At 54.2% G+C, this 16,823-nt stretch carries 15 protein-coding genes and 1 tRNA gene; 9 read left to right on the top strand and 7 right to left on the bottom strand.

The window, feature by feature from the left end; translation table 11 throughout:
* Window positions 1–23: 23 nt before the first annotated feature.
* Window positions 24–109 (top strand) — tRNA-Leu (locus tag QNJ86_RS01820).
* 84 nt (window positions 110–193) lie between these two features.
* Here the strand turns inward: QNJ86_RS01820 and QNJ86_RS01825 are convergent.
* Together QNJ86_RS01825 and QNJ86_RS01830 are read right to left on the bottom strand one after the other, a co-directional pair.
* On the bottom strand, window positions 194–958 hold the full coding sequence (locus QNJ86_RS01825) for an HNH endonuclease (RefSeq protein WP_283830862.1): 765 nt from the start codon (window positions 956–958) through the stop codon (window positions 194–196).
* 287 nt (window positions 959–1,245) lie between these two features.
* Window positions 1,246–2,406, bottom strand: a complete 1,161-nt coding sequence (locus QNJ86_RS01830) for a HipA domain-containing protein (RefSeq protein ID WP_283830863.1) — start codon at window positions 2,404–2,406, stop codon at window positions 1,246–1,248.
* A 1,007-nt stretch (window positions 2,407–3,413) separates the two neighbouring features.
* On the opposite strand from QNJ86_RS01830, the gene QNJ86_RS01835 reads away from it, so the two are divergent.
* From QNJ86_RS01835 to QNJ86_RS01850, 4 genes are all read left to right on the top strand, one after another.
* Entirely contained in the window at window positions 3,414–3,578 is a 165-nt protein-coding gene (locus QNJ86_RS01835) for a hypothetical protein (RefSeq protein ID WP_283830864.1), read from the top strand.
* Window positions 3,579–3,602: 24 nt separating this feature from the next.
* The gene (locus QNJ86_RS01840; protein WP_283830865.1) at window positions 3,603–4,544 is read left to right on the top strand and encodes a hypothetical protein; all 942 of its coding nucleotides are present in this window, start codon (window positions 3,603–3,605) and stop codon (window positions 4,542–4,544) included.
* Between the two features lie 108 nt (window positions 4,545–4,652).
* Window positions 4,653–4,838, top strand: a complete 186-nt coding sequence (locus tag QNJ86_RS01845) for a hypothetical protein (RefSeq protein WP_283830866.1) — start codon at window positions 4,653–4,655, stop codon at window positions 4,836–4,838.
* Complete coding sequence (locus QNJ86_RS01850; RefSeq protein ID WP_283830867.1) at window positions 4,831–5,442, top strand: Fic/DOC family protein; 612 nt, start codon at window positions 4,831–4,833, stop codon at window positions 5,440–5,442. The genes QNJ86_RS01845 and QNJ86_RS01850 overlap by 8 nt, the downstream gene beginning before the upstream one ends.
* 20 nt (window positions 5,443–5,462) lie before the next feature.
* Here QNJ86_RS01850 and QNJ86_RS01855 read toward each other — a convergent pair whose 3' ends face one another.
* On the bottom strand, window positions 5,463–6,878 hold the full coding sequence (locus QNJ86_RS01855) for an MFS transporter (protein WP_283830868.1): 1,416 nt from the start codon (window positions 6,876–6,878) through the stop codon (window positions 5,463–5,465).
* Between the two features lie 300 nt (window positions 6,879–7,178).
* Complete coding sequence (locus tag QNJ86_RS01860; RefSeq protein WP_283830869.1) at window positions 7,179–7,706, bottom strand: PadR family transcriptional regulator; 528 nt, start codon at window positions 7,704–7,706, stop codon at window positions 7,179–7,181.
* Window positions 7,707–7,926: 220 nt separating this feature from the next.
* On the opposite strand from QNJ86_RS01860, the gene QNJ86_RS01865 reads away from it, so the two are divergent.
* On the top strand, window positions 7,927–9,231 hold the full coding sequence (locus QNJ86_RS01865) for an MFS transporter (RefSeq protein WP_283830870.1): 1,305 nt from the start codon (window positions 7,927–7,929) through the stop codon (window positions 9,229–9,231).
* On the opposite strand, the gene QNJ86_RS01870 is transcribed toward QNJ86_RS01865, so the two are convergent.
* Complete coding sequence (locus tag QNJ86_RS01870) at window positions 9,232–10,407, bottom strand: 3-phosphoglycerate dehydrogenase family protein (protein ID WP_283830871.1); 1,176 nt, start codon at window positions 10,405–10,407, stop codon at window positions 9,232–9,234. It abuts the gene before it with no gap.
* A 288-nt stretch (window positions 10,408–10,695) separates the two neighbouring features.
* Here QNJ86_RS01870 and QNJ86_RS01875 point away from each other — a divergent pair, with 288 nt between their 5' ends.
* The 3 genes from QNJ86_RS01875 (at window position 10,696) to QNJ86_RS01885 (ending at window position 13,686) form a co-directional block, all read left to right on the top strand.
* Entirely contained in the window at window positions 10,696–11,292 is a 597-nt protein-coding gene (locus tag QNJ86_RS01875; protein ID WP_283830872.1) for a flavodoxin family protein, read from the top strand.
* A gap of 82 nt (window positions 11,293–11,374) precedes the next feature.
* On the top strand, window positions 11,375–11,929 hold the full coding sequence (locus QNJ86_RS01880) for an RNA polymerase sigma factor (RefSeq protein ID WP_283830873.1): 555 nt from the start codon (window positions 11,375–11,377) through the stop codon (window positions 11,927–11,929).
* Window positions 11,926–13,686, top strand: coding sequence for a hypothetical protein (locus QNJ86_RS01885; RefSeq protein WP_283830874.1), 1,761 nt, complete (start codon window positions 11,926–11,928; stop codon window positions 13,684–13,686). Before QNJ86_RS01880 ends, QNJ86_RS01885 begins: the two co-directional genes overlap by 4 nt.
* A 95-nt stretch (window positions 13,687–13,781) precedes the next feature.
* Here QNJ86_RS01885 and QNJ86_RS01890 read toward each other — a convergent pair whose 3' ends face one another.
* Together QNJ86_RS01890 and QNJ86_RS01895 are read right to left on the bottom strand one after the other, a co-directional pair.
* On the bottom strand, window positions 13,782–15,884 hold the full coding sequence (locus QNJ86_RS01890) for an ABC transporter permease (RefSeq protein WP_283830875.1): 2,103 nt from the start codon (window positions 15,882–15,884) through the stop codon (window positions 13,782–13,784).
* Window positions 15,874–16,692 carry an ABC transporter ATP-binding protein gene (locus QNJ86_RS01895; protein ID WP_283830876.1) on the bottom strand — a complete coding sequence of 273 codons (819 nt, stop codon included), beginning with the start codon at window positions 16,690–16,692 and terminating at the stop codon, window positions 15,874–15,876. Before QNJ86_RS01895 ends, QNJ86_RS01890 begins: the two co-directional genes overlap by 11 nt.
* Window positions 16,693–16,823: the final 131 nt, after the last annotated feature.

The raw sequence follows: 16,823 nt of genomic DNA on the forward strand, positions 1-16,823 counted from the left end.
TTTTGAAGCGCACTCACAGCCGTGCGGGCGTGGCGGAATTGGCAGACGCGCCAGATTTAGGTTCTGGTACCCAAAAGGTGTGAAGGTTCAAGTCCTTTCGCCCGCACCATCAAAAACGGTACTTTTTAGTTTCTCTAATTAGGTGTAATAACCTAAAACCTTTTATCACCATCTAAGTCAACTGTTTCAGCTGTTAGTGCCGGAAGATAAACTGATAATGGTACTCAAAAAAGCTTCTGTCGAGCTCTTCTCTGTCGTAAAAAGGATGCCTATTGTGGTATTCGTTAGATGAGTCAATATGCTCTATTCGGCCACTTGAGGGATTTATCGCTATACAGCCGTAGTCGAATTCGACATGATGTGTTGGGCATAGGACCATTATATTGCTTCTCACATCTGGACCATTATGCCCCGCTCCAAGCGGGCGTATATGATGGCCCTCCGAATAGCTCCTTTTACTAGGCAATAAAATACTCTTTCCGCATATCTGACACACGTTTTTGTATTTGTCTTTTAGGTTTTTGCTAAGTTTAGTGTCTCTTACGCATCTTGTGACCGTTTGTGTAACCTTGGGAAGTCGTGAATCCTTCAAGATTTCTTCAGGCAGGGAGTCTTCTTCATTTTTTATTAAAATGTTGTCAAATAATCCGACCCCATTCTCTTCTAAGTATTCTTTGATTAAGAAAAAGATTGCTTTAGGAACTCTTGTTAAATATTTTTGGGCTACTCCTCGGTTTTTGGTATAAAAAGAATCGAAGTCTTTTGGAAGGCTATCCCATCTTTCTTGAATGAATGTCATTAGTTCCAGCTTGTTCTCAAATTCGCTAAACCCAATTAGCGGAATCTTGTAGTAGTGTGTATACCCGTTTTCTTTGGCCCATTTGCCGGGAATAGTGGGCTCATCGTCAGTTTCGATGTATCCGCCGCCAGCTATCGAGATTCCCGCAAAATGCTGCATACCTTCTTTCAGACAGCTGATTATTAGATCACCCTGTTGGACCTCGCGCATCACATTCCAGCGATCGCGACCGTCTCTGGAGCACGATGGGCTCCAGAGACACGTCCCAAATTCCCATCCATATCCACCATGTATTCGGTTAGTGAGCTCAATAAATACTGAGTGTTCTTCTAAATAGGTTAAATCCATTTGCCCTGCCTCTTGTTGTTAATAGCGAACAGTACAGAACTGACTACCGTGTTTCTTATACTAAATGCCTATTTTTTAAAAAGGTTCTGTATCACCACTCAGACCACTCTTTTGCTCCTGCGTTCAAGTTCTGCTTCGATTTTCTTTATACGTGCTGGTGGCATGTTGGGGTTTTGACGCAAAATCTCAGCTGCTTCTTGAGCGAAGCCCTCCAAGGCGCTCGCATCAATCCAGGCGTAGTCTTGCAGAATGGCAAGCTGTTTTTCTGGATCTTTTGTATGAGCGAAAGGTTTTGCTTCGTATTCATAGTCGATGGGTGCATCCAACGAGGGCTTATCGCACCAGAGGCTATTTCCAGTGTCAAAAATGGGCGCTATCCGAGTAAATTCCAGCGTTTCGACATTTCTAATAACACCGAAATTTCTCCAATGGCGATCAAAATTACCCAAAAGGTAGTCACAGACAAACATTTTGGAAAGTGTCTCAGTGATGTTCGCAAGCCCCAGTTTTTCGTAACAACTCACCAAGAACTGATAGTCGTTAATCGAGCTTGGCTTTTTATTGCTTGTTATAAGATGCCAAGCGGGAATGAGTTCTTCGTCATCTCTGAGCATATTTTCGCAGGCACAATAAATTCTGTTGGCCTCACTATAGAAGTCGTAAGAAACATACTCCTGCTCCTGCAACAAACGGCGATGCAGATGCGTTGCGATAACTTCGTTATACACTTCTTGGTTGATAAAGCCGCTACCGCTTTTGACCAGGAGTCTTTTCCCCTCTTGAATAACCCATTTCTTGTCGAGCGCCCCGTCAACCGTTGAATTAGGAGACATCAAATCAGGGTGGTCTTTCCAGCTAGAAGAATCCTGCCCTAACGTAATGAGTCCTAAATCGTCGGAAAAGTCATTGTCGAAGAAATTGATTTCATCCCACTTTTGTGGATTAGCTGGATCATTTATCCAGTAGCGATCGGACAGGGAAAGCCCGAAGTTTTTTTCCGCAAGAACAAGGGTGCTCTCAATTTTTAGCTTATCTTTCAGCTGGTTTATCTGCGCACGAGATGCAGGTATGGCGCGATTTTTCCACCAATCGTTGACTCGCTTTCGCTCAACCTCGCCCCCAGGGTTGAATATGGCGAGGGGCGCGAAGTCAAGATGATGGATGTCCGTGATTTTGGCTATAGAATGCGTTTCAAGGTCGTACTGGAAATCAAGCACCGGCCTATTTTTATTCATGAGGGTATATTCAATAATGCTCATAAGCGCCACTCTCCTTATTATCGGAGTGCTCTCAGTTTAGATAAACCTATTTCAGTACGGTTCCTTCTGTCTTCAATTGTACCATTCGTCTAAAAATTCGCTGTTCAGACGACACGAAGCGCTATTACGCTCGGTGAACATATAGTCTCGTCTTGCTAAGGGTTACCTTATCTTACGACGTGCAAAAATATTCCCAACCGTAGTGTTCATAAAATGAAGCGTGGTTCGTTATAAGATATAAAATATCAATTGCGTATTCGTTCATGTTTGAATAAACATACTACAGTAGCGTCCCGCCATCCCTTTACAACGCTTATCTTTCTAAGTATGCTTCTAAAGGGATGCTCCATTTTTCGTAAAATCATTGAGAAGCTTGTTCTATAGTTTCAGGTTTGTCTCTCAACCAGATTATTTCATAATTCATCAAATGCTTACTCTTCCTTAGTCATTCCAGGTCTACTTTTATCAGGGAGTAGTACTTGAGTGACCCCCCCCCTTAGACCAAACGTTTAGCAGACTCTTCCACCCACTCACAATCTCTGCATCGATTAATAATTGATTGCCAAAGGTCCGTATCTATGGATATAGCTTTCTGATCTGATGGCGTTATACCAAAAATTCTGATTTTGAAATATTGATACACTTTTAATTAGGTGGTGCTGTCGAAAAGTCTTATATGAGTAGCCATGAAAGAAACTCAATTAGGTGTAAGAAATCCTTGTACTAGAAAGTTAACCGAAATTGGAATGATTAATCCGAGAAAGTACTTTAGAAATGATAATTTTGGCTTCTCTTTGCTATCCCCTTTCTCATCCTCTTTACTTGTAATGCGAAAATTACTTTCAAATAAGAAAGAAAATTTGAACCCGAACTTCATCAGCACCTCCTTTTTGCCTTCCATTTTTCACAAAGGGAAGTAATCCGTTGTGCCCATAACTTCTTTTACATTTCACATTATTTGAAGTACTCTGCAAAGGTGTTATTAGCAGTATATTTTGGAGAAGCACATGGAAAAAGAAATCCGTAGAATTGGGTTCGATGAAAGTATTGGCCAAATGATAGCGTCTTTTAAAGCAGACTATCATCGCGATTCTAATAGCATTTCTTTTGTATATGAACCTTTGGATCGTGCCATAGATGACGTAAATGCTGACCTCGGTTCTTATATCTAATTAGCAAATTTGATAAGTCCCATTGTGGATTGGAATTTATTAGCTGGGGATATCGTTATGGTGAGCGGAAAAGAACAATGGGACAAACTTCTTCCTCCAGAATTTTTATACCCATCGCCGTTCGCCATTGGAAAAAGAGAAGAAATAATTGGTCTTGCGGAAAAAATTGGACCGCTATTGCCAGCTAAAATGGGCGAACCAATTGAAGAGATAATTAAAGAGGATGCTCTGCTATGGCAACAGGCAGCAAGCGACCTTGCTTTTGCAATCAAATGTATTGGTGTTGTAGATGGAAGGGCTAAAGTAAATGTACTTGACTCTGATATTTTTATTTCAGTAGCTCTTAGGGAGAAAAAGGATCAACTGTTTAGAGTCACCAGGCCTTGGCTGGGTGGGATGCATAAAGGGTATTCTGAACACCTTGGAAGCTCAGCGCATACTTTTTCTCCGGAAGCGATGTATGAAGAAACTCCAGATGAATATTGGAACTCTTTTTGGCTGAAGAAGTCTTACGGAAAGAGCGAGGTGCAGTGTCTTGTAGTTGACTTACGTATCGAAGATATAAAACCGACACATAGTGAGTACTACCATCTTCGTCCAAGCCTTTTTTGGAAATTTTCTAAAGAGGATTGCTTGAAAATGATATCTGAAACCTTTAGGGCGATGACAAGCTGGTACACTCGCGGGATCAGATTCGACTGGTCGACTCCTTCCTATAGAAGCAAAGAAGCAATGGATGAACTCCATACCAAGATATTTGCTCCCGTTTTCAGAAATCCTCTTGAAAGATTTTGGTTCGATCTTAGTCAAGATGCTTCACGAGGTAAGCTGGGGGTATGTGCTCGTTGTGGACGCTATTTCTCTGCCGAGAACGAAAGAAAAGATAAGAAAAAGTACTGTTCCAAGGATTGCCAAGAACGAGCCAAAAGTGCCCGACAATATCGACGAAAAAAGGCTTTAAAATAGCCCACCCCCTTCTAAAATCGAAGCGTTAGCAACATTGTACCGTTCGATTTTCGTCACGTATTCCTCATGTCTCTTTGGTAGAATTATCTTGATACGAAGTGAGGAAAAATGATTGATCAACAAATGGAAACTCACATCAAAGAAGCCTCAAGCTCACTCGAAGTTGAGGGACTTTATATGACAGATGTTGAAAAAGATAATCTGCGGAAGGTTCTTTCTGGTGAGTTTTCCTTTTCTGATCTGGTGTCACGCTATGTGACGGACGCCAAAAAGCTAGGCCGCAAGTATGCCTGACCGAGAGTACGATTACTCTTATGATAAGGATGATTCCTATCTCTATTCTGGAACCGATATCCTTGTCAACAATTTCGGGATTAGAGATCGTAAAGAATTATCCGACGTTGAGCGAGCAATCACCGGCGCAAAGCTTGTCGAGCTTGACATTCACCCTATTCCCGGAAGCTTTGATCTCAATCACCTCTGCGCGATTCATGAAGCTCTTTTTATAGAGATTTATCCATGGGTGGGTAAAGTGCGAGCAAAGGGCTTTATTTCAAAGGGAAACAGCTTGTTTTGCGCCCCGGAGTTCATCGTCCCGTACTCCGATGAATTGTTCGGCAAACTTAAAGCTGACCGATATCTCAAAGAACTTACCAGGGAAGAATTCATTAGAAAAATGGCTTACTACTGCGCCGAGATCAATGCCCTTCATCCTTTTCGGGAGGGCAACGGGAGAGCGCAGCGCGTTTTCGCTAACCAGCTAGCAAGAAACGCTGGTTGGGACCTGCACCTCTACGACATAGATCCTGATGAATTATGCGAAGCCTATATAGAATCCATGCATGTAAGCACAAGTCATTTAGAACAGTTACTAGATCTCGTTATTCAAAAACGCTGAAATTATTTTGCTAGCACCGCTCACGCCTGTCTCGCCTCATGGGCTCTTTGTTGTGGAGCGCTTTGGTGTTTAATAAAGCGTGGGAGGGTTGATGCTACGGCGGTGCCTATGAGGGCGGCGGCGAGGCACAGGGTGAATACGGCAGGTGCGCTGTCGACAAACGAGGTGCCAGCTGCGGCACCGCAGGCGGCTGAGCCTACCGTGCCGCCTACACCGCGGAAGAACAGAGCGAGTGACGTCGCCTTTCCCCTGTCGCGCGGCTCGACTGCCGTTTGGGCTGCGATGTTCGTCATGGGCATATTCATGCCAATGCCAAGCCCCAGCACGGCCGACGAACAGGCAAGCTGCACCATCCCGGTGGATGGCCCCACGAGACACAAAAGCACCGCACCAACACCCAGCACGAGAAACCCGACGCGGCTGATGGCGCGCATTCTCCCACACGCGCCGAACACGCGGCCCGCCGAGGCGCTCGCAATCACCAGTGCAAGCGTCATGGGGATGGTGGCCAGCGCCGACGTGGTCGACGACATCCCCATCCCCTCCTGTACAAACCGCGGCATGAACATAACCCCCACCAGCAAGGCGAACTGCGAGCAGAAGCTCAACACGAGCGCGCCGTTCATCTGCGCGTGACGGAAGAACCGCAGAGGCACAATGGCATGCTCGCGTCGGCGCTCTACCAACACAAGAAGCGCGCACATCACGCCCGCAAGCGCGAGCAGCCCAAAAAACGGTACAGACCACCAGGAAAACACGCTTCCCGTCAGGCTAAATGCCAACGTAAGCGGCACTACTGCGCCTGTTGCGCACAGTGCTCCAGGAAGATCGAAGGCGTGCGCTTTATAGACCTGTTTGCCCGGGAGAAACCGCACCACCAGCACGAGTGCCACCACGCTAAGCGGCACATTGACCAGGAAGATCCAGTGCCAACCCATCACATCGGCTATCAGTCCGCCTGCAAGGGGTCCGGCAATGCTGGCCAGGCCGTACATGGACGAAATGATGCCCATGTACTTTCCACGCACGCGCGGCTCAAACAGTTCGGCCATCGCGATGAACACGCCCGCCTCCACCAGGCCGCCCCCCGCGCCCTGCACCGCGCGCCACAGCGTGAGCGTATCGAGGTTCGGCGACAGCGCGCAGCCCACCGACGCGAGCGCGAACACTGCAATGCCACTAGCGAACACCCGCTTGTGCCCGAAGCACGCGGCGCAAGCGCCACATAAGAGCGTCGCCAGCGTACAGGTGAGCAAATACGAGGTGAACGGCCACGTGTAGTGATCGAAACTGCCCAGGGTGCCAGCAATTTTCGGCATGGCGGTGCTCACAATGGTGGCGTCAAGCGCGGCCATAAACAAGCTGAGGCCCAACCCCGCAAGCACCGCGACGGTGGATCCTGCGGGTGCGGTTTTTTGGTGGTGCGAATGTTCCATGAACTTTCTCCTATCGTTTATACTACTATCAGTGATAGTTACTATCTGAAAAAGAAGCCGGGAGAAATCCGGCTTGTCTCTGAAATTGTCATCCTGAGCGGAGCGAACGTAGTGAGCGTAGTCGAAGGATCCCGAGCGGTGCCAATCGGGAGACTTCCTGCTGGCGCCGCACGGGATCCTTCGACTATGCGCCTTCGGCGCTCCGCTCAGGATGACAACAGGTAGCGACTACGGTGCTCAGACAAAGGATTGTGGTTCATCTAAACGGTCCGAATGTTTCACGTGAAACATTCGTTCGGGCTAGGGAGTGCCGTACAGGTCTTTCTTGAAGTGCTCAAGGTGTTCGGCAACGAGACGGTAGGTCGCCGAACACAACTCCATGGTGGCGCGGGCTTCTAAACGGTCGTACGAGGGAATGAGGCCATCGACCCGCTCGGCGGTGGCGCGGTGCGTCTCAATCAGTTCGTCGATGAGTGCCCGACCGGTCTTCTCGTCCACCAGAGAGATATTCGCCAACACGGGCAAAAAGCCGAAGTCAACGCGCGCGGGAAGGGCCGCCGTTTCCTCCATCAGCACAGCAAAGCGCTCTCGGCCTTTGTCCGTGATGGTGTACACCGTTTTTTCGGGCATCTCCCCCTCTTTGACCAGGGTACCTTCCGTGTACCCTTCCTCACAGAGGCGAATGACGTTGCGATACACCGACGGCGAACTAATGCGAATCCAACGGCGAATATTGCGCTCTTCAAGCACCTTATCCATCTCATATGCGCTCATCGGCCGCTCAATGAGCGCGCCTAAAATCATTATTTCAATTGACGTACTCGCCATAAGCAGTCTCCTTTCTCTTGTAATACTATCACTGATAGTAGCGCATGAAAAGGGGCTTTCTTTCTACACTGCCAGCAGCGACCACCTCCGCGCTCGCTTTCTTCTCCCGGCAAAACTTTTTATGTGCGGGGCTTGTTCCCTCTTTTAGTTGAGTGATGAGCTACTATAAACGAGAAAGATACGCTCAAGTGAGCGAAGCAGTACCGAGGAGCTATGCGCTATGACGAATATGAATTTGTGGCTGGTTCAGCCGCAGCGGCGGTTGGGGCCAGCAGGGCTTATTGCGCTTCTGGTGATTACGGGCCTGGTCACTCCCCTGTCGCTTGATATGTACACCCCTGCCATTCCCCATATGACCGAGCATTTCAACGCCGATGCGGGCACGGTGAACCTCACGCTCGTGGGCTATTTCCTGTTTTTCGCCGTGGGGCTACTTTTGTTTGGGCCGGTAAGCGACCGCTTGGGGCGCAAACCCGTGTTGCTCGCCGGCGTGGCCACCTACGCAGCAGCGAGCGCACTGTGTGCCCTCGCGCCCACCATTTGGGCACTCATTGCGTTTCGCGTGGCGCAGGCCCTCGGCGCAGGAGCAGTTGGCGCCGTGTCTACCGCCGTAGTCAAAGACGCCGTGGTGCCAGAAAAGCGCGAAACGGTGCTCTCGGTTGTGCAGGTCATGTTTGTGGTGGGCCCCGTGCTCGCGCCCGTGCTGGGGGCGCTCGTACTGCAGGTGGCCGACTGGCGCATGACGTTTTGGCTGCTCAGCCTTGTGGGAGTATTCTGCGGCGTCATGGCGCTGCTGTTTGAAGAAACCCTGCCACCCCATGAGTGCTTGCACGGCTCGGTGGCCTCAAGCCTCATCCACTTGGGCACCGTGGCGAAAAACCGCGGATTCACCTGGTTTCTGCTGGTGGCAGGCCTCTTTAACCTACCCTTCATGGCCTACATCGCCGTGGGGTCTTATGTCTACATTTCCTTTTTCGGGCTGAGCGAGTTGGAATACAGCGCCTATTTCGCGGTGGCGGCACTGTTCACCGCAACCGGGCCGCTCATCTGGATGTTCGCCTCAAAGTTTGTGAGTGCGCGGAAGTTCACCTCCCTTGCTTTGGGTGTGGCCCTCGCGACCGGCATCAGTATGCTGGCAGTGGGCGAAGCCTCGCCGGTGGCGTTCTGCATCATAATGCTGGCGTTTGCGCTGTGCGAATCGGCCATACGACCCTACAGCACCAACATTCTGCTATCCCAGCAGGAGGGCGACACGGGAGCGGCATCCTCGCTCATTAACTTTGCCAATACGGCCGTCGGTAGCGTCGGCATGGCACTCGCGGTGCTGCCGTGGCCGAACTTCGTAGTGGGAATAGGTGCCATTATTACGGGCACCATGGTGGTGGCCGGTGTGCTGTGGGTAACACTACTGAAGTCGAAGGTACCGCTTGTTGGCATCAAAGAGGCGACGACCCCGGGGAGCCCCAGGGTCGTCGCAAATGGAGAAGCTATAGAAGCAGGCGAGATCGCGTCGAAGGGCCGCTAGTTAGCGCACGACGCGGACGCGGCGGACGCCTTCGATGGCGGAGAGGCGGTCGATGGCGTCGTCGGGGTGGCCGGGGGTGCCGGCGTCCAGATCGAGCATCGTGTAGGCGTTTTCGCCACGCGCCTTGTTCGTCATGTTCTCGATGTTCACACCCGCATCACCAAACACGTTTGTGACCTGGGCAATGACCGACGGTACGTTCGCGTGCAGCACGGCTACGCGGCGCAGGCCCTCCGGCACCGGGCCCATGTCGCAGGCCGGGTAGTTCACGGAGTTCTTGATAGTGCCATTTTCCAGATAGTCCATCGTCTGGCGCACGGCCATGGCGGCGCAGTTGTCCTCGGCCTCGGCCGTGGAAGCACCCAGGTGAGGTAACACAATGGTGCGCTCCATCTGCATGACCGCGGGCACAGCGAAGTCGGTCACGTACGCACCCACCTTGCCCGACGCCAGTGCGGCGGCCATTGCGTCGTTGTTCACCAGCGTATCGCGCGAGAAGTTCAGCAGCACCGCGCCTTCCTTCATGAGGTCGCAAGCGCGCTCGTCAATCATGCCGATGGTGCCTTCTACGGCCGGCACGTGAATGGTGAGGTAGTCGCAGGTGCGCAGCAAGTCATCCAGGTTCGTGACGTGATGCACGGCGCTTGAGAGCCGCCAGGCTGCGCCCACCGACACGTACGGGTCGTAACCATACACGTCCATACCCAGGTCAAGGGCCGTGTTGGCCACCTCGGCACCGATGGCACCCAGGCCAATGACGCCCAGCTTCTTGCCCATGATCTCGCGGCCCGCAAAAGCCTTCTTCGCCTTCTCGGCCGCCTTCGCGATGTTTTCGTCCTCGGCGTTCGCGCGGCACCACTCGATGCCCTCCACAATGCCGCGGCTGGCCAGCAGCAACGCGCACAAGACAATTTCCTTTACGGCATTCGCGTTCGCGCCAGGGGTGTTGAACACCACAATGCCTTCCTCGGCGCAGCGGTCGAGCGGGATGTTGTTCACGCCGGCGCCCGCACGCGCAATGGCCAGCAGCTCATCGCCAAATTCCATGTCGTGCATGGCGGCGCTGCGCACCAGAATAGCGGAGGCGTTCGCGGGGTCGTCGGTGAGTTCGTAGGCGTCTGTGAGCAAATCGGTGCCGTGCGAGGAAATGTTGTTCAGGCAGTGAACGAAGCGCATGGTGTTTTCTCCTTCTCGAAGTCTGCGGCAGCGCGGGCGCGGGGCGCGGGCACAGGGCGAATGACGCGCGGCGCTTTAGTCTGCTAGAGCAGTATACCCCCTCCCCTTCCCGCGCGCGACCAGCAACAGCCACGAGCGCGCGAGCGCACGCCCACCGGGAGTGGGCGGAGGCGGCACCGCCGCAGGCTCGCCCCGCGTCGCGTGCGCGATTTACAAATTCCCGCGCCGGGCGAAGGGGGCCGCGCTACAATCTTTCAGCAGAGACCGCTCACCACAAGGAGGCTTGGCATGGGGAAGAATGTGTTGGTGCTGAACGGAAGCCCACGAAAACACGGCAACACGGCGGCGCTCGTCGAGGCGTTTTCGAAGGGGGCCGAACAGACGGGCAGCACCGTCGTGCGCTTTGACGTGGCGCTGATGGACATTGCGCCGTGTCGCGGCTGCTTGGGTGGCGGCGCCGACGTGAACAGCCCCTGCGTGCAGAAGGACGACATGGACGCCATCTATGCCGCCTACCGCGCGGCTGACGTGGTGGTGTTGGCCTCGCCGATGTACTGCTGGAGCTTCACCGCGCAGGAGAAGGCCGTGCTCGACCGCCTGTTCGCGCTCATGGAAGCCAGCATGTGCGCCGCGGCAGCCGGCGGTGCCGAAGCGGCAGCGGCAGCCGCTGAGTCGGGCGGCAAAGAGTGCGTGCTTATCATGCCCGCTGAGGAAAACACCGAGCGCAACTTCGCGCCCATCATTTCCTACTACGTCACGCTGTGCGAGCGCATGGGCTGGCGCGACCGAGGGCGCGTGCTGGTGGGCGGCGTGTACGAAGCCGGCGCCATCGCCGGCAACCCCGCGCTTGACGAGGCCTTCCAGTTGGGAGCCTCGCTCGCGTAGTTTCGCTTGCTTCAAAATTCTTTTCTGCTCCTGCAACAATCGGGCGCGCTTCTCCGTGTTGAGGGCAGGAATGGAGGAGAATATGTACGACACGGACACAACCGGCGAGCCATCGGCGCGCCGTCAGCTCGCCGGGGCCGACGCGCGCGCCGAGCTGCTTGAAGCCTCCCTCAGCCGGTGGGGCGACACCGTGCTGCGGCTGGCGGTGAACCGCACGGACAACCGATCCGACGCTGAAGACGTGTTCCAAACCGTGTTCATGCGCCTGTATCAGGCGGCCCCGCGCTTCACCGACGACGAGCACGAGAAGGCGTGGCTGTTGCGCGTGACCATGAATTGCTGCGCTGACCTCCACCGCAGCCCTTGGCGCAAGCAGCGCGCTGTCTACGACGACGAAACCGCCGCCGCACTTCCCGCCCCGCCAGCGCCAAACGCGGGCGACTTGGCCAACGCCGCGCTGGCGCAGGCACTGACCCGCCTCTCAGGTAAGCAGCGCGCCGCCGTGCATCTGCATTACTACGAAGGCTACTCAACCGACGAAATAGCCCAGATCACCGGCGAACAACCCGCCACCGTCCGCTCGCACCTCCACCGCGCACGCAAAGCTCTCCGACTCGACTTAGGAGCGCACGAATGAACGAACAAGACTTCCGCAAACAGTATGCAGCCCTCCAAGAAAGCATCGTTGCCACACCGGAGTTGAAAGAACGCGCATACAATGCTGCGCAACAAACCGGTTCGCAACAGCATCGCAAGGCCTCAACGCCAACCAAGCGCCCAACTCGGCGAGAATCCCAGCTTGTTCGTACCCGTCGCTGGATTCCTTCGCTTGCTGCTTGCCTTGTGGTTGGCGCTCTTATCGCTGCTGGTACACCCCTCGTTTCCTCACTCAACAACTCCCCTACCATTGCGCTGGATGAGGCGACTGAACGTTGCGGCTTCGCAGTGCGCGCCTACGCAGCCGACGGAAGCGCGCCCCTCAACCCTGGCACCGACAACATCGTGGCATTCGACCGAGATTTGGGCTACCGATTCCAAGGCGGCGACGATTATCAAATGAGTGGCTTTTTCACAGGCTGTCTCTTCCACGTGGAAGGAGAGGGAATCGCACGCGTACAGGCAAACCTGTTGAGCGGAGCACTTTATCGTGTCACGTATGAGGATGTTCCAACCGACCCTGACGATCCTCGCAGAGGGGAATTGGCAAGCTGGAAACCCCACGCACGTGGTACTGGTGAATATTATGCGAACTACGACTTTGTTGCCCAGAAGCAGGTGAACGGCGTACCCAAAATAAGCCTTGCAAAGCTTATGGGTTCAACCATCGACATCCCAGCAAGCGATGATCCCGGCATTACAACGGGCGCGACAAATTTCGGGTTTTGGACAAATGAGGGCGAAGTCCCCGCTAATTCCGGTGATGACCCCTTGTCGCCGCTCATTGATCTTTTCGACGGAGAAAAACTTACCGTAACCGTCACGTTTAATGATGGAAGCGTTTCAACCCAAGTCATCGTTCTTCATGCCGCCAATTTTGAAACTTTAACATACGAAAACGGCGTTTGCTTGACTACTCAGATTGCCCCGTCTGATGAAGCGGAAGGTTTATCGACAGCGAGGTCGCTCTACGGAATTATAGTTGAGGCTGATGATAGCCCTTTCCCCCTCCCACTCGATAACGCAAACGATCGCGCCGATGAAGTATTACCCGCCATGGTTTCCCCGCGCATGAATGATACCTTTCATGCAACAACCGAGGTAGATGGGGAGCGTGTCGACACAATTCTGCCCAAAGAAGTGCTCGTCACGCCGAATAACGAGATATCTTTCACCTATCGCTACGAGGACCCGAATTATTCAGGTGGAAAGCTTGACATATTATCAGCCGAGCTAACTATGAAAGAAGCGTCCCTCGTGCTTTCTGATACGATTCCAAACGATAAGGCACTTAAAGACTGCACTTCCGTGATTCATAGGTGGCTTAACGGCCTTGCTTATATGAATAAGTGCTCGCAAGAGGTGTTCGGATATGGCTACAACGAAGACGGCACACTCACAAGCGCAGACCATCGTTATACCTCAACAACAATAACAGTAACCAACCACAGTAATGCGGCAGTTCCGCTGTCACCAGATGCGCTTTACTCATTCGTCATACGGAACAACGATGGAACAATTGAAATTGTGCATACTGGTTATGATTTAGATTTCGAAGCAACGGGTGATGTTTTGCCGTCCGAAAATCCTCTTCGCGTCACCATTGCGCCAGGTGGCACAGTAGAACTGACCATATTGCGCGTTTTGCCAAACTATATTCTCGCCAATGAAAACCTTATTCTCATGCCGAACAGTTCAGATCCGGATACCCAAGCCTTTTTACTTGGCAGCCAATGAGGCGCAATAGATAGCGCGAAGCGCGTCACCTATTGTAGGGCGAAGGCGGGGCTCTTTGTGAGAGGCCCGCCTTCGTTGTCATTACTTTTCTGCCGCTACCCTCGTGCTAGTTTGCGGGCTCCTAGGTAGGTTATGGCGAAGTAGGCGCCGTAGACTATGAGGAAGCAGGCGGCGCACATGAGGGCCATTTCGGTGATGTCGAGGTGGCCGAACACCGCCACCACATCGGTCACCACCACAAGCGCGCAGCAGGAGTGCGCCACGGCCAGGGCCAGCGGGAACAGGAAGTACACAAGCACCTGCACGAAGATGGACCCGGAAATCATGCCCTCAGGCGCGCCGAGTTTGCGCAGCAGCGCGTAGCGGGGCGCGCTGTCGGAGGCGTCGGAGAGCTGCTGGATGGCGAGGATAGCCGCACACGCCACCACCAACACGAAGCCCAGGTAGATGGCCAGGTACGACACCACCGTGGACAGGCCGATGCTCTGGTCGTACACGTCGGCGCGGGTGAACGCCATGGTGATGGGCCAGGTGTTCGGCTCGTTCGTGTCGGACACGGCGGTCATCATCTCGCCGAACGCCGTCATGTCCTCGTCATTCGCACACTGCACATTCAGCATGGTCTGGATGAGAGCCGCGTCGGCAGGTATGGCATCGTCGGGCACCACGACCGCGCCCGTATTCATGGGAATCGGCGTGGTTTGCAGCGTGTCACCATGGAAGGACGCAAGCGCGAACGCGTGACCGCTCACGTCAAGGGACGTACCGCGCTCGATGGCCTGCTCATAAAACCCGCGTGTGAGGTCGGAGTCGCTAAACACCGCACACTCCCCCGCGCCCAGCGTGAGCGCAGGCTTGCCAGCCAGTTCCAACGCGGCGTTTACCTGCGAGAGCTTCATCACGTATACGGGAAACTTCTCGTAGCCGCTATTCACAGCCGATCCGGCGTAGTCGGCGAGCTTGAGGCCGCTCGCCGCCTCCACATCGCCCATGGTCAGGCCATCCTGCGGGTCTACCAGCAAATCCACCTGCGCGGCGCCTTCCACCAGCGCGTCGAAGTCGCCCAGCCCGAGGGTTTGCGCACTGGCGCGCAAACCGACCACCGCGTCATAGTCTTGCTGCTTGGCGAACTCACCAAATTCGCCCAGGTCGGAGGGCACAAAGCCAGTTTCGTCGTTGTAGCTGCCGAAGTTCGTGGACACCGTGGCACTGTAGGCCGTACTCGCGTCGATCGAACTCACCAGCGCATTTCTAATGCCAATGCCACCGCACACGCTCGTAATGGCCAAAAACAGCACCAGGCACACGATAGAAAGCGACGCAAACGTGGTATTCACCTTGGCATTCAACTGGCGCAGCGTGAACATGTTGAGACCGCTCAGGTAAAGCGGGCGCGCCAGCTGCACCAGCTTCAGCAGAAAGCCCGACAGCGCGTAGAAGAACAGCACTGTACCAACGCACACAAGCACGGTGGCGGCCGCGAACTGGGGCGACGGTTCCATAAGGCCATTGTCGATGAGCAGCTTGTACGACACGCCAATGATGACAAGCGACATAGCGAACAGCACGAGCGAAAGCGGCAGGCTGGTCAGCTTCATGTCCTCGCTCTTGCCTGCGGCGTGCATGAGGTCGATGAGCTTCGCCTTCGCCACGGTGCGCGCGTTTAGCACGGCCGCAATCACGAAAATGACAGCGAACACGGCCACCGTCTGCACGAGCGCGTCGGCCGAGAACACGAACGCGAACCCGGCGGCGTCGGCTACGTCGGCCTGGAACAGGGCCGAGGTCACGTACAGCAAAAGCTGCGACAGCCCAAAGCCCACAAGCAAGCCCACCACAAGCGATGCCGCACCCACGATGAGCGACTCAAGAGCGACAATTTTCACCACGTCGCCCGTGCGCATACCCATCATAAGGTACAGGCCAAATTCCTTCTTGCGCCGCCGAATGAGAAAGCGGTTCGCGTACACCACGAGAAACACCAGCACAAACGCAATAAACAGCGACACGCCACCAATGACCATGCCCAGCAAGCTGAACATTTTGTCCTGCGTCTCGGAAAACGCAAGCACGCCTTGCTGCGCGGTCATGGAGTTGAACGCATAAAATACCGCCACGCCCAACATGATAGTAAGGAAGTAAATACCGAAGTCCGCCACCGACTTGCGGACGTTGCCAAGGGCCAGCTTAGCAAGCATGAGCCGCCACCTCCTCGCCCTCGGCGTCGCTCATGTCGGTGACTACGCCCACAATGTGGTGGTGGAACGTCGCGCGGTCGGCACCCTGGCGGCGTAGCTCGCCATAGAGGCGGCCGTCCTTGATGAAAATGATGCGCCCGCAGTAGCTTGCCGACATTGAATCGTGCGTGACCATGAGGATGGTGGCACCCTGCGCGTTCAGACGCTCAAGCGATTCCAGCAGCTGGCGAGCCGATTTCGAGTCGAGCGCGCCCGTGGGTTCGTCGGCCAACACCAGGTGCGGACGCGTGACCGTGGCGCGCGCGGCCGCCACGCGCTGGCGCTGGCCGCCCGACATTTGGAAGGGGTGCTTTTCCAGCACATCTTCAATGCCGAGGGTGCGTGCCGCCTCGCGCACGCGAGTGTCGATCTCACGCGCGGGCGTCTTTTGGATGGTGAGCGCAAGCGCAATGTTTTCGTAAGCCGTGAGCGTATCAAGCAGGTTCGCGTCTTGGAAGATGAAGCCCAGGTCGTTGCGGCGGAAGTCGCTCAGCTCCTTGCCGCGCATATCGGTGATGGTGCGCCCACCGATGACAATTTGGCCACTTGACGGCGTGTCAATGGTGGCCAGGCAGTTGAGCAGCGTAGACTTACCCGAGCCCGACGGCCCCATGATGCCCACAAACTCACCCGTCGCCACCGTGAAGCTCACACGGTCGAGCGCTTGCGTGACGTTCGCCTCCGCGCGCTTGCGCGCCTCCGTGCCATAGCGCTTGCTAATGCTGCGCACCTCAACCACGGTCGTCGCGCCGTGTTTGCCGTTGCTCATGTTCGCTCCTCTCTCGTCGGCGCGCCGCCGGGGCGCACTCGTCTTGTTCGTCGCACCCCAGTCTACGAAGCCGTCCTTACACCCCACCCGCGCCCACCTTGCGTTTTCCTTACAAGGGAGCGCAACCTTGC

Source organism: Gordonibacter faecis, from assembly GCF_030077735.1.
GTDB lineage: Bacteria > Actinomycetota > Coriobacteriia > Coriobacteriales > Eggerthellaceae > Gordonibacter > Gordonibacter faecis.